This is a genomic window from Lancefieldella parvula (assembly GCF_963547875.1).
Lineage (GTDB): Bacteria > Actinomycetota > Coriobacteriia > Coriobacteriales > Atopobiaceae > Lancefieldella > Lancefieldella parvula_D.
Window position 1 is genome coordinate 1 of record NZ_CAUUSI010000005.1, and the last position, 13387, is coordinate 13387.

Annotated in this window: 9 protein-coding genes; 5 read left to right on the forward strand and 4 right to left on the reverse strand. The window is 46.4% G+C overall.

Translation table 11 applies throughout. The features are described from left to right. Positions 1-1105, reverse strand: a 1105-nt coding sequence (gene rsgA, locus RWJ96_RS03105) for a ribosome small subunit-dependent GTPase A (protein ID WP_314018889.1), incomplete at its 3' end; no start/stop codon positions are given. A 14-nt stretch (positions 1106-1119) separates the two neighbouring features. Next, positions 1120-3804 carry a cation-translocating P-type ATPase gene (locus RWJ96_RS03110; RefSeq protein WP_314018890.1) on the reverse strand — a complete coding sequence of 895 codons (2685 nt, stop codon included), beginning with the start codon at positions 3802-3804 and terminating at the stop codon, positions 1120-1122. A 276-nt stretch (positions 3805-4080) separates the two neighbouring features. Between RWJ96_RS03110 and RWJ96_RS03115 the strand changes: the two genes are divergently transcribed. Continuing rightward, positions 4081-5085, forward strand: a complete 1005-nt coding sequence (locus tag RWJ96_RS03115; protein WP_314018891.1) for a 2-hydroxyacid dehydrogenase — start codon at positions 4081-4083, stop codon at positions 5083-5085. Between the two features lie 79 nt (positions 5086-5164). Then, positions 5165-6607: a pyruvate kinase gene (pyk, locus tag RWJ96_RS03120; RefSeq protein ID WP_314018892.1), complete on the forward strand. Its 1443-nt coding sequence runs from the start codon at positions 5165-5167 to the stop codon at positions 6605-6607. Positions 6608-6697: 90 nt separating this feature from the next. On the opposite strand, the gene RWJ96_RS03125 is transcribed toward pyk, so the two are convergent. Further along, positions 6698-8431 carry an ABC transporter ATP-binding protein gene (locus tag RWJ96_RS03125; protein ID WP_314018893.1) on the reverse strand — a complete coding sequence of 578 codons (1734 nt, stop codon included), beginning with the start codon at positions 8429-8431 and terminating at the stop codon, positions 6698-6700. A gap of 12 nt (positions 8432-8443) precedes the next feature. Beyond that, the gene (locus RWJ96_RS03130; RefSeq protein ID WP_314018894.1) at positions 8444-10243 is read right to left on the reverse strand and encodes an ABC transporter ATP-binding protein; all 1800 of its coding nucleotides are present in this window, start codon (positions 10241-10243) and stop codon (positions 8444-8446) included. A 322-nt stretch (positions 10244-10565) separates the two neighbouring features. Here RWJ96_RS03130 and RWJ96_RS03135 point away from each other — a divergent pair, with 322 nt between their 5' ends. Genes RWJ96_RS03135 through RWJ96_RS03145 form a run of 3 tightly spaced genes read left to right on the forward strand, consistent with a single transcriptional unit; the run spans position 10566 to position 13214 of the window. Further along, complete coding sequence (locus RWJ96_RS03135) at positions 10566-11108, forward strand: DUF4342 domain-containing protein (RefSeq protein WP_314018895.1); 543 nt, start codon at positions 10566-10568, stop codon at positions 11106-11108. 53 nt (positions 11109-11161) lie between these two features. Beyond that, positions 11162-11866 carry a response regulator transcription factor gene (locus tag RWJ96_RS03140; protein ID WP_314018896.1) on the forward strand — a complete coding sequence of 235 codons (705 nt, stop codon included), beginning with the start codon at positions 11162-11164 and terminating at the stop codon, positions 11864-11866. After that, on the forward strand, positions 11847-13214 hold the full coding sequence (locus RWJ96_RS03145) for a HAMP domain-containing sensor histidine kinase (protein ID WP_314018897.1): 1368 nt from the start codon (positions 11847-11849) through the stop codon (positions 13212-13214). Before RWJ96_RS03140 ends, RWJ96_RS03145 begins: the two co-directional genes overlap by 20 nt. Positions 13215-13387: the final 173 nt, after the last annotated feature.

Sequence of the window (13387 nt, forward strand, 5' to 3'; positions counted from 1 at the left end):
GTTCTGTAATCTTGCCCTCATGCAGGGCGTCTTGAACGCTACATCCTGGCTCATGAGTATGGGTGCAATCCCTAAACTTACACGTCTGAGCAGCTTCAGAGATATGCGGGAATATCTTCTGCAATCCCCTCTCATGACCCACAATAGGCAGACTTCTGAGGCCAGGCTCGTCCACAATAACACCAGCGTCAGGAAGCGCTACCATACGACGAGCAACCGTTGTATGACGACCAGCCTTATCAGACTCGCGGACTTCTCCCGTTTCAAGCGCCTCATGTCCCAAAAGCGCATTCAGAAGCGTTGATTTACCAGCACCTGATTCTCCTAGCACAATGGCCACGGAGCCGTAAGGAACAAGACTACGAACTGCATCAATTCCCCACGCAGCTCCAAGCTTTTGAGCGGTCCGCGCAAGATCTACAAGTGCATCGGTTTTCTCGCCCTCAAGCTTTGAAGCTGTTGCAACAATTTTTACTGTAGAGCCAAGAGCTGTGGTGATAGAAGAAATCTCTTGAGCCAAAAGCTCCGGACCTGCCACATCTGACTTAGTAAGCACCACAGCGCAAGCAGCGCCGCAGTCTTTAGAAATAACTGCTGAGCGCACAATACGATCTACCGAGACAACCTCGCCGTCCAAGGCCTGTACTACAAGCACCAGATCAACGTTTGCGGCCAAAGTCTGCTTTTGACCACGGGCTCCACCCTTCCAGCGAGCAATATCGGTCTCTCGCGGCAGAACCGCCTCGATGATGCCCATATCGTGCGAGTCCGGAATGCGCGCACATACCCAGTCGCCAACAGCCACCGTGGAGTTCTGGCCCTTAGTCACGCGTGCAGCAAACTCGGCGCGAAACACTCCCTGCTCTGACACAACCGCAGGAAATCCCCTATCCAAACGGACCACGCAGGCCATGGTCATCGTCTGGCGAGAAACCCCTTGAGCTTCAAGCTCAGATACGACGTTTGCGTAAGCCTGCGTCTGAGCCGACGATGGAGTCAGTTGTTCAAACGCTGGAACATCCAGCAATGAAGAAAGGGCCGGCAGTGACCCTTGAGTCCTGCCGGCTCCTAGTTTCTTGGAACTTTTTGTACGCTTAGCGGACAAGAGTGCGCCCTACCTTATGCTTTGTTTTTCTGCACAGAACGCATAACAGCCTTGTACAGCTCCATCAGAGGAATAATCGATGCAGCTAAAAGCATTGCCATGGCGTACTCTTCAAAACCAATCTCAGCAAAGCCAAACGCCTGAGAAAGTGGTGTCTCAATTACCACAAAGGTGAGAATCAAAGACATAACAAAAGAACCCCACAGCCAAATGTTTTGGCTGGTTAGCTTAAAGATAGAACCACGCAGAGAACGCATGTTAAAGGAGTGGAACATCTCAACCATAGAAAGCGTCAAGAATGCCATGGTCATACCCTCAACGCCAGCCTCTGGGTTAGCAATGACCTGTGAGATGTCAAAGGTTCCATACTCAAAGTAATGGCCAATGAAATAGCTGACAATGGTGAGAAGAGCAATGATAGAGCCCTGGACAAGGCAGTCAAAACCAACGCCACCTGCAAAGATGCCGTCCTTAGGGTTACGAGGCTTACGCTTCATAATACCTGGCTCAGCCTTCTCGGTTGCCATAGCAAGAGCTGGCAGAGAGTCGGTGATTAGGTTAATCCACAGAAGGTGGGTAGGCTGAAGGATAGTAAAGCCAACCAGAGACGCAATGAAGACGGAAATGACCTCAGCAAGGTTGGAACTCAAGAGGAACTGGATACACTTACGAATGTTGTCGTAGATGCGCCTTCCCTCTTCGCAGGCGCTAATGATGGTGGCAAAGTTATCGTCTGCCAGAACCATATCTGCAACGCCCTTGGTAACGTCGGTACCAGTAATGCCCATACCAATACCAATATCAGCGCGCTTAATGGAAGGCGCATCGTTAACGCCGTCGCCCGTCATGGCTGTAACCATGCCCTTTTTGCGCCAGGTATCAACAATGCGAACCTTGTGCTCAGGCTGAACACGTGCGTAAACGCCAATTGTCTCAATACGCTGCTCAAACTCTTCGTCAGAAATCTTATCAAGCTGTGCGCCGGTAATTGCTTGAGAGCGATCGGCAATAATGCCCAGCTCAACCGCAATAGCAACGGCCGTATCAATGTGGTCACCTGTAATCATAACGGTGCGCATACCAGCTTCATGAGCCTCAGCAACAGCACCCTTAACCTCAGGACGAACTGGGTCAATCATGCCTGAAAGTCCAACAAAGACCATGTCGTGCTCAAGGTTAGCTGGATCATAGCTCTGAGGAGCTTCTGTTCCCCAGTCACGACGAGCAGATGCCATAACGCGAAGAGCCTGGTCAGCCATGGACTTGTTCTGAGCCAAAATCTCAGAGCGAGCCTCATCGGTGAGGTCAATAATGCCATCACTTGTCATAATCTTGGTGCAGCGAGCAAGTACCTCGTCAGGCGCACCCTTAGTGTGCTGTACAACCTTGCCGGAGCGGGTGCGCACCACAACAGACATCATCTTACGAGAAGAGTCAAAGGGCGCCTCGCCGATGCGAGGGCGAGAAGAAGCAAGGTCACTTGTGGTGTATCCAAGTTTTGCAGCGTCTGCAACAAGAGCAGCTTCGGTTGGCTCACCCTTTGCAACCTGCTCCGCATCGTCCCAGGTAGCGTCTGAGCACAGTGCCATGGTACGCACATGTGCATCAAGGTTTTCTGTCTCATGACGAACAACAGTCATCTTGTTCTGAGTCAGAGTACCGGTCTTATCAGAGCAGATAACCTGAGTACAACCAAGGGTCTCAACTGCAGTAAGACGACGAACAATAGCGTGGCGCTCGCTCATTCTGGTAACGCCCATAGAAAGAACGATGGTAACAACAGCAACAAGACCCTCTGGAATTGCAGCTACTGCAAGAGAAACTGCAACCATAAACGTACTAAGGACAAGGTCAAAGTTGCCAAGCATCTCGACACCGTGCTTAATAAAGCCTGTTGCAAAAACAAGCAGTGAGATGACAACAACAAGAATGGTAAGTGTATGTGAAAGCTTATCAAGCGCAATCTGAAGTGGAGTCTGTCCCTCTTCTGCCTGGGAAATTGCGTCCGCAATCTTGCCCATCTCAGTGTCCATGCCTGTTGCAACAACAACTGCACGACCGCGTCCATAGACCACAATAGATCCGGAGTAGCACATATTCTTTCGGTCACCCAAAGGAATGTCATCGGTGTCTTCAGCAAGACTGAGGGTCTCCGCGTGTTTCTCGACAGGAACTGATTCACCCGTGAGCGCCGACTCCTCTACCTTCATAGAAGCGCTCTCAAGAATGCGGCAATCAGCTGGGACAGAGTCACCTGCCTCAAGAAGGATAATATCTCCCACGACTAGCTCGGTTGAGGCAACCGTCTCAAGACGACCGTCTCTGATAACCTTGCTCTGAGCTGCACTCATCTCTTGCAAAGCAGCAAGAGCTTCCTCAGCCTTGCCTTCCTGGACCACGCCAAGCACAGAGTTGATGACAACAACAAACAGAATAATGACAACGTCCGCAATTCCACCTTCACCGGTATAAATTCCTTCAGCAGCGGAAATAGCAGCAGCAATAAGAAGCATGATGACCATAGGGTCAGCCATCTGTGCAAAGAACCTTTTAATGATTGATTCTTTTGGTGCCTCTTTAAGCTTATTAAGACCGTGGGCCTCAAGACGAGAAGCTGCTTCTACATCAGACAATCCAGCTTCAACATCAGTTTTTTGCGCACTGATAACATCAGACGCACTTGAAAGATACTCTTTCAAAGTTCCTCCTGGGTTTCTACCTGACAGATTGATGCCCGATCATAATTCCCCAGGAGAGGGGCAAGGGCTCACCAAGGTTGCCGTGTCAGGACCTTACAACGTCCTATCATAGGACCTTACAATGCTCTATCATTTTACCGTATTCTTTCTTTTTTCAAACCTTATAAATATTTCTTAAAACTCCTGTTATGCGGCGAATAATTGTTATTCAAGGGGTACAATAAGCGCAGAACATAACAACATAAGCCAAACGTTAGTTTTGGCAAGGAGGCAGTTATGAAAATCCTGTTTTATGGTGCTCAAAGTTACGACAAGGATTCTTTCAACCTTGAGCTTCCAAAGTATCCAGACATTTCAATCGACTACATCGAGTCAAACCTTACGCCTATGACCGCAGGCTTTGCCAAGGGTTATGACGCTGTCTGCGCTTTTGTTAACGCAGATGCCTCAATTCTGACCCTTGAGATTCTTGCCGGCTTTGACGTTAAGCTGCTGCTTATGCGCTGCGCTGGCTTTGACGCTGTTGACGTTAACGCTGCTAAAGACCTTGGCATTACCGTTACACGCGTACCTGCTTACTCCCCTGAGGCAATCGCAGAGCACGCAATGGGTCTTGCACTTGCTGCTAACCGTCGTATTCACCGTGGTTACATCAGAATTCGCGAGAATAACTTCTCGCTTGTTGGCCTTGTTGGCGATACACTTCACGGTAAAACTGCTGGAATTGTTGGAACTGGTCGTATTGGCGCAGCACTTTGCCGTATCTGCAAAGGCTTTGGCATGCACGTCCTTGGCGCAGACCTCTATCCAAATATGAGCCTTGTCAATGACGAGCACGTTGTTGATGAGTATGTCAGCTACGATGAGCTCTGGGAGCGTTCGGACTTTATTTCACTCCACGCTTTCTTGAATGATGAGAGCTATCACATGATTAACGATAAGACCATCGGAAAGATGAAAGATGGCGTCATTCTCGTTAATACTGGTCGCGGAGGACTTATTGACACCAAGGCTCTTATTCGCGGCATTCTTTCTGGCAAGATTGGTGCTTGTGGCCTTGACGTTTATGAAGAAGAAAATCCAAACGTTTATAAGGACCGTGGTGCTGAGGTCTTTGATTCAATTACCTCTACACTTTGCTCCTTCCCTAACGTAGTTATGACAAGTCATCAGGCATTCTTTACTCATGAGGCACTTGCTCAGATTGCTCAGGTTACGCTAGATAACGCAACTGCTTTTTCTGAGGGTACTGACTATGTTGATAAAAGTGTGGTTTGCTAAGTACCAGAGAAACAATCGCTTCAAAAACGGTTACTATTGATATCTGAATGTGATTTCAATTCCTATGAAAAGGAGAGATATGGCTCGCAAAAAGACCAAGATTGTTTGTACTATGGGTCCTGCTACAGAAAGTGATGAGGTCCTTCGTGAGCTCATTCTTGCTGGCATGAACGTCGCACGCTTCAACTTCTCGCACGGTAGCCATGAGTATCACCGCACTATGATTGGTCGCGTTCGTTCTATCTCTGATGAGCTTGGTATTCCTATTGCTATCATGCTTGATACAAAGGGACCTGAGGTTCGCACCGGTCTTCTCGAGGATGGCAAGAAGGTCACCCTTACTACTGGTGAGTCCGTCATTGTAACCACCGATGATGATGTCATTGGTAATGCTCAGCGCTTCTCGCTTGACTACAAGAATCTTCCAAAAGAGGTCAAGAAGGGCTCTATCATCCTTATTGATGACGGCCTCATTGGTCTTGAGGTTGATCACGTTGAGGGCACCGACATGCACTGCAAGATCATCAACGGTGGTGAGCTTGGCGAGAAGAAGGGCGTAAACGTTCCTAACGTCAACATTGGTCTTCCTTCCGTCACTGAGCAGGACCGCGCAGACATCATGTTTGGTTGCGAGCTTGGTATTGATGCAATTGCTGCTTCCTTCATCCGTGATGGTGCTGCAGTCGAGGAGATTCGTAACATCTGCCGTGAGATGGGCACTCCTAACGTACAGATCTTCCCTAAGATTGAGTCCGCTCTTGGCGTAAAGAACTTTGACGAGATTCTTGCAGCTTCTAACGGCATCATGGTTGCCCGTGGTGACCTTGGCGTTGAGGTTCCTGCAGCTGAGGTTCCTCACATCCAGAAGACCGTCATAAAGAAGTGCAACGATGCTTACAAGCCTGTCATCACCGCAACTCAGATGCTTGACTCTATGATTCGCAACCCTCGTCCAACCCGTGCAGAGGTTACCGACGTTGCTAACGCAATCTATGACGGCACTGACTGCGTCATGCTTTCCGGTGAGTCCGCAGCTGGTAAGTATCCTGTTGAGGCTGTAAAGACTATGGCTTCCATCTGCAAGGAGACCGAGAAGTACCTGCCAGTCAAGGATGTCTATCACCAGCGTGAGGGCCTTAAGAACGTCAACGGCGCTACTGGCTTTGCTGCAGTTGATATGGCAATCCGTGTTGACGCAAAGTGCATCATCTGCCCAACACACTCTGGCCGTACCGCTCGCCTTGTTTCTAACTTCCGTCCAAAGCGTCCTCTGTATGCAATGTCTCCATCCGATGAGGCAGTTCGTCGCACTTGCTTCTATTGGGGCGTCTATGCATTCAAGACCTCTGAGCAGGGCACACTTTCTAACACCATGTACAACGCTCTGAACGTTGCAAAAGAAGTTGGCGTTGTAGAGACTGGCGATATTGTTGTTCTGACTGCTGGCGATCCTCATACCAGCCCACGTCTTGGTGACTACACCACTTCAACTAATGTTGCTATGATTTGCCAGGTTCAGTAAACCGCATTTCAGCTTTAACGTTATATGCACCCAAGCACAAGCTTGGGTGCATATTTTTTACGTGTGATATTTCTCAGTGCTTACCAGCAGTTAGGCAATTTTCCAGCCGACGGTTTTCTCGCGCATGTTAACAAAATCAGCGTAGATGCCGCCTTCTGCCATCAGTGATTCGTGAGTGCCTCTTTGCACAATACGGCCCTTATCCAGGACAAGTATCTGATTTGCTTTACGCACCGTCTTTAGGCGATGGGCAATCATAATAACGGTCTTAGACTTTGTTAGCTCGGCGATTGCACGCTGAAGTTCAAGCTCGTTTTCTGGATCAACATTAGCCGTTGCCTCATCAAGCACCACAATCGGCGCATCTTTTAAGATAGCGCGCGCAATAGAAAGACGCTGGCGCTCGCCACCAGAAAGCATTGAGCCGCCTTCTCCTAAGCGTGTTTCATATCCGTCAGGTAACGCCTGGATAAACTCTTCACAGCAGGCACGCTTAGCTGCGTCAACTACTTGCTCATGAGTTGCACTTGGATTACCAAACTTGATGTTGTTCTCAATAGTGTCATCAAAAAGGAATACTCCCTGAAATACGGTGGAGAAATTTTGGAGCAGAGCGTCAACCTTATAGTCACGTACATCGCGTCCACCAAGCGTAACCTGGCCTGTATTCACATCCCAGAAGCGTTCAATCAAACGGACAAGCGTTGTCTTGCCCGAACCACTTGGACCTACAATGGCACAAGAAGTACCTGCAGGAATCGAGAGACTCACATCGTCAAGAATTTGCCTGTCGTCGTAGCCAAACGAGACATGAGAAAGCTCTATGTCGCAAGAATCCGCTTTCTCCAAACCTTCTCCCTCTTCCATTGCAGGAGTGGCGAGAATAGCGTTTGTTTGCTCCATTGCAATTTCAATGTTACGCAGAATAGTTGAGAAACGACCAGCGGATTCAAGACGGCTAAACAACATAAACGACATAACCACTACGGTTAAGCACGTAGCTGTATCAAGTGTTCCAGATAGCCATAGTCCAACTGATACCAGGCACATAATAATGCTTGTAGCCTTGGAGATAACCATCTGCAGAACAGAGAAACGAAGCGCCTTAAACTCAAGTTTGAGCGCTTGGACACGGCAATCATCAACTGCTTTGGCGTACTTTCCCTCAGCATCATCAATAAGGGAAAATGCCCTTACCACGCTAATGCCGCGAACATACTCAAGGACGGAGCTAATCAAAGTAGTATTTGCGGCCACATAATCATCTGATGTATTACGCACGTAGGCCTGCAAGACCTCCATTGTTATGCAGAAAAGTGCAAACGTAGCTGCAGTTATAAGGCCTAACTGCCAACAAAATACAAACAGGAATGCAACAATAATTGCTGTTAAGGCCAAACCACCAAAAACCATCATATAGAGCAAGCCACCAAGATTTTGCATTACATCTAGCTGGTTGGTCATAACAGCTGTTACTTCTCCAAGGCTATTCTCGTTAAAATAACCCATGGGCAAGCGGCGCAGTGTATCTCCAATTTCCGCACGCTTAGCGCCAGCCATACTGAAATTAGCGTCACAGAAATTCTCACTCTTAAAATGAGCGCAGACAAACGTTCCTATAATGCTCAGAAGCATAACTCCCAGTGCAGAAACTATCGTCTGAGTTGAAAGTGTATCCGTAGTAAGAGCAGTAAAAACTATCCAAAGCGCTGTTATTTGCACTCCTTCAAAGAGACAACCAAGAACGGTAAAGAAAAGGCCCTTGTGGAGTTTCTGGCGATAAAAACTTCCAAATTGAAAGTACATTTTTAGAACAGACAGCATTTTTACTCCCCCTTAAGCCTCGTCGAGTGCGCCAATGTGAGCACGGTACATGGTTGCATAGAGCGGGCATGTCTCCATAAGCTGATTATGCGTACCCTCAGCTTCAATAGAGCCATCGTTTACAACAACAATTTTGTCGGCATTTTGTACGGTAGAAAGACGGTGCGCGATAACCACTAGCGTTTTACCAGCTACCAGCTTTGCAACTGCAGATTCAACCTCTGCTTCAGATTCTGGATCCGCATAAGCTGTTGCCTCATCCAATATAATAATCGAAGCGTTTTTGAGCATTGCTCGAGCAATTGCTACACGCTGGCGCTCTCCGCCAGAAAGATGCCCACCTGAACCTCCTACAACCGTTTGATAGCCGTGAGGAAGTGATTGGATGAAGTTGTGGCATCCAGAAGCTTTTGCACAAGCAATTACCTCATCATCGGTGGCATCTTTTTTGCCCATCCTGATGTTTTTCATAATGGTCTCGTCAAAAAGGTAACTATCTTGATCAACGTAAGCTACAAGATCTGCGAGTTGAGTTGGAGTGCAGGAACGAATATCTTGCCCTCCAATAGAAACAGACCCTTCATTTGGATCCCAGAAACCTGCGATAAGCCGTGCAACAGTAGACTTACCTGATCCACTTGGACCAACAAGTGCCGTAACTTGTCCTGGCTCAATATCTAAAGTAATCCCATGGATTACTTCATTGCTTCCGTACGAGAAACGAACATCGCTTAACTTAATTTCAGTCCCTTCAAGTGTGCAGGGAGCCGTGGCTCTCATCTGATCTGGGTAATTCAAAACCTCAGAGATTTCTTTGACAACAGAGCCTACCTGCGCAAGAGAATCCATAAAGCTCATTGCTTCAAAGAGCGGCTGAAAAATTCCTAAAGAAAGCACGGCACACATAACAAACGTAGAAGGAGAAAGAGTTCCCTGAAGCACAAACAAGCATCCCAGAGGCAATACCGTTACTAACGTTGCAGGAGCAATTGATAGCATGGCATCCTGCCAGATTTGGCAGTGGCTCATCCAATCAATAAAAGCATGGGCAGAAGCGTAAACAGCCTTTGAAAATTTCTCGTAAGAACTTGCAGACTGTCCAAAAGCCTTAATTACCTCAATTCCTGACACATACTCAACTGAGGCATTATTCATCTCTTTACCAGTTACGATAGTATTCTGATACCAATACTCATAGTCTTTCATCATGCCTGATAAGCAGGCAAGTCCCACAATAATAGTGAGCAAAGCAGCAAGAGCAAGTCGCCAGTCTAAAACAATGAGGTACACAAAAACCGCAAAAGCAGCCGTAAGGTTTGAAGTGAGCTCAGGAACTGCATGAGCAAGCGTGGTTTCAATACTATCGATCTTCTCGACTAACAAGCGTTTGAGAGAGCCGGAAGGCGTATCAAGCACATATCCCATGGGGATAGTTGTCAGCTTCTTTGCCACTCGGGTGCGCATGTTTGCAATAGTCGCAAACGTTGCCTTATGAGAAACGATAGTTGAAAGATGGTGAAAAACTATTTTTACTAAATAGCTAAGACCCGCTATAAGTCCCCAATACAGGTAAAACGGCCATTCTTGAATTCCATTAAAGATACCAACCACCATGTTGCCTGCGGCAACGTAGGGAACCATTCCTCCCAAAACGCCAATAATGGCAAGGATGACAGAGAGCGCGTACATACCTTTTCTGTCTGACCACTCGAGCAATACTGCAACAGGATTTACTTCAGATTGCTGAGGATCCTGTTTTGTATTTTGGTTGCACTCAGTAGCTTGAATACTTTGGTTCTGACGATTTGCCATACCCACACCGCCTCCTGCCACAAACTCACAATGTAGTGTCTGTTATTCAGGCTGGCTTTGACAGAGAAAGCAAGGCTTAAACTGCCATAAGTTAGCTATATATAACTATTTAATAGTTTCAAACTGCTGAATAGCTAAAACAAGCTAGTTTTATAAGTAATCGGTAAGTGGTAAGCGCGCTACCTGTAATTGAGACGTGTAAACAATCCCATTAAAATACTTATGAAAGCTTAATCTAGTCTCAATAATTGGTTAATCTTTATAAGAGACCATGTATCACGAAGACGAGAGGCGTCTTTAACATCTCGAAAGGAAGCTGATCATGGAAAAGCTAGAAAAGGTTGAAGTAATTCGCGAGAAGTGCGGCGTAAGCTATGAGGACGCAAAGGCAGCACTTGACGCTTGTGATGATAATGTTCTTGATGCAATTATTTGGCTCGAGAAGCAGGGCAAGTCCACTAAGCAGTCTGCAAACTATACTACTGAGTCAGCTGCACAGTCAGACGTTTCTCCAGAAATGGAAGCAGCTCAAATTGCCTACCAAGAATCAAGCAAGAAGTCTGATTTCTCAGAGAATATGTCTTCTCTTTGGGAAAAGTGCAAGGAACTCTTCCATAAGAGTGTAGAAGCAAAATTTATTGTTACTCGTCGTGGCGAGCAGTTCATGGCCATGCCAGTAATTATTCCGATTGTTGGTCTATTCCTCTGGGGTGCTACATTCTGGCTGCTCATCATTGGCTTGTTCTTTGAGATGCGTTATCACATTCAGGGAGCTTATCCTATTGTTGTTGATGTAAATGAGGCAATGGATAAGGCTGCAGATGCAGCGGGTTCCATCAAAAAAGATGTTATCGACAAAAAATAAAATGAAATTGGTTCCAAACCTAAAATAGAAAACTTCGATATTTAGGCGAGAAAATGATTAAGGTTCTTATCGTTGAAGATGAAGAAAAAATTGCACGCTTTGTAGAACTCGAGCTTAAACATGAGGGCTATGAAGTAGACAAAGCTCTTGACGGAAGAACCGGAGCTGAAAAAGCACTGTCAAATGACTACGACCTTATCTTGCTTGATGTACTTCTCCCCCAGCTTAATGGTCTAGAAGTTCTTAGAAGGATTCGTCGCGAGAAAAACACGCCTACCATCATGCTTACTGCTCGTGATTCGGTTATGGATAAAGTAGCTGGTCTCGATGCGGGTGCAGATGACTACCTCACCAAACCTTTTGCGATAGAGGAACTTCTCGCCCGCATTCGAGTGGCCCTTAAGCATCATGAAGCAGATAACACAAACTCTCAAGCAGTTCCACAAGCAGTGGCTGCTAACACTTTTACGCTTAAAGGTGTCTCGCTTGATGTTGATCGAAGAGAAGTCTGTGTCAAGAACGATTCAATCGAACTTACTACTAAGGAATTTGAAGTCCTCCGTATGCTTATGGAACACGCTGGTGTTGTTATGAGTCGTGAGCGTATTGCTGCTGAAGCCTTGGGTTATGAGTTTGCCGGAGAGACTAATAACGTGGATGTACATATTGCCCATCTACGTGCAAAAATAGACGACCGCTATAACATCAAGCTAATTACTACTGTTCGTGGAGTCGGATATGTCATCAGAGAAGCATAACCAGCCCACCATACAAGAGCATAAAAAGCCTTTCTTTACTCCCTCTGATTCGTCGACAGCTGGAGTAATTACCTGGGGATTTTGGTGGCGTAAGCTGATGAATTACGTCGGCTTTAATCTCTTTTTACTGGTAACTATTGCTCTGATTTTTATTTATATGTATAACCAGCATGTTCCGCAAGGTACTTTTTACCTGGGTTTTTTCCCTACTGAGTCTCACTCTATTTCTCTTACTGGATTCACTTTCTTACACGGACTCTCAAGCCTAAAATACATTGTTCATGGCCCTACTTTTGGCGCAAAAATATTTGATTTAGGCGTAGAGTTAGCACGCTTCTGGCCCATGTATATTGCAATTCTTATCTGGGAAATCATTGATCTGTTGTCATTCTTCGGTGATATGCGTCGTGTCAGAAGAGCTCTTCAGCCCCTCAATACACTTGCACTTAAAGCCGACCAACTGGTAAATAGTGATGTTCTTTCTACCGAAGCTACAACAAATGAAGTCCTGGTCAAAAGTGAGAAAATCAGGAGTCTTGAACAGGCGATTGAAGAAGCCAATATCAACGCGCCAAAGATTCAAACAGGTGACCAAGACCTGGCAAGTATTGAGATTGCCTTGAATAAACTGCTTCAACGTATGCAAGAAGCAAAATTGCAACAGATGCGCTTTGTCAATGATGCTAGCCACGAGCTTCGAACGCCTATAGCTGTTATCCGAGGTTATACTGACATGCTGGATCGCTGGGGTAAGACAGACGAGGCTGTACTAGATGAGTCTATCGCTGCACTCAAATCCGAGAGCGAACACATGCATGACCTTGTTGAGCAGCTCCTCTTCTTAGCACGCGGAGACGCAGGAAGAAATACCCTCACAAAGACTAAGCTCAATCTTGCACGGATAACTTCTGAGGTCTGTGAAGAGTCGGAAATGATTGATCCAGATCACCACTATGCGCTGAAATTTGATCAAGGCGTATTGAAGGATGACCGCTATCAGGTGCTTGCTGATACCGCCATGATTAAACAGTCTATCCGTATCATCGTGCAAAATGCTGCTCGATATTCTGCTGCTCAGACCACCATTTCTTTTAATGTCGCGTATGACGAAAAAACCGTTCAAGTTTCAATCGAAGATGAAGGTATGGGTATGCCCGAGGCAGCAGCCGGTCATATTTTTGAGAGATTCTGGAGAGCCGACAACGCTCGTATTGAAAGCAACGAAGGTTCTGGACTTGGACTATCCATCGCAAAATGGATTGTCGATAATCATGACGGCTCTATTGAGGTGCTTTCACGCGAAGGTGTAGGCACACGTTTTACCATTGTTTTACCACACACTTCCTAGAATAATACATACAAAAAATTACATACTTTATGGCTATAAAACTAGACGTTGAACAATTTGAACGTTTATTCATTATATAACGCTTAGGAATATATTTGCTACCGCTCACATAAACGTTGATTAAAAGTTTCATGTTATCTGTAGTATTTAAACTGGACTTTGCATTCTTTGCA

Excerpts from the sequence above, each read along its gene's own strand:
- RWJ96_RS03130 (WP_314018894.1), bottom strand. The coding sequence starts at position 10,243 with ATGGCAAATCGTCAGAACCAAAGTATTCAAGCTACTGAGTGCAACCAA.
- RWJ96_RS03135 (WP_314018895.1), top strand. The coding sequence starts at position 10,566 with ATGGAAAAGCTAGAAAAGGTTGAAGTAATTCGCGAGAAGTGCGGCGTA.
- RWJ96_RS03125 (WP_314018893.1), bottom strand. The coding sequence starts at position 8,431 with ATGCTGTCTGTTCTAAAAATGTACTTTCAATTTGGAAGTTTTTATCGC.
- RWJ96_RS03145 (WP_314018897.1), top strand. The coding sequence starts at position 11,847 with ATGTCATCAGAGAAGCATAACCAGCCCACCATACAAGAGCATAAAAAG.
- RWJ96_RS03140 (WP_314018896.1), top strand. The coding sequence starts at position 11,162 with ATGATTAAGGTTCTTATCGTTGAAGATGAAGAAAAAATTGCACGCTTT.
- pyk (WP_314018892.1), top strand. The coding sequence starts at position 5,165 with ATGGCTCGCAAAAAGACCAAGATTGTTTGTACTATGGGTCCTGCTACA.
- RWJ96_RS03115 (WP_314018891.1), top strand. The coding sequence starts at position 4,081 with ATGAAAATCCTGTTTTATGGTGCTCAAAGTTACGACAAGGATTCTTTC.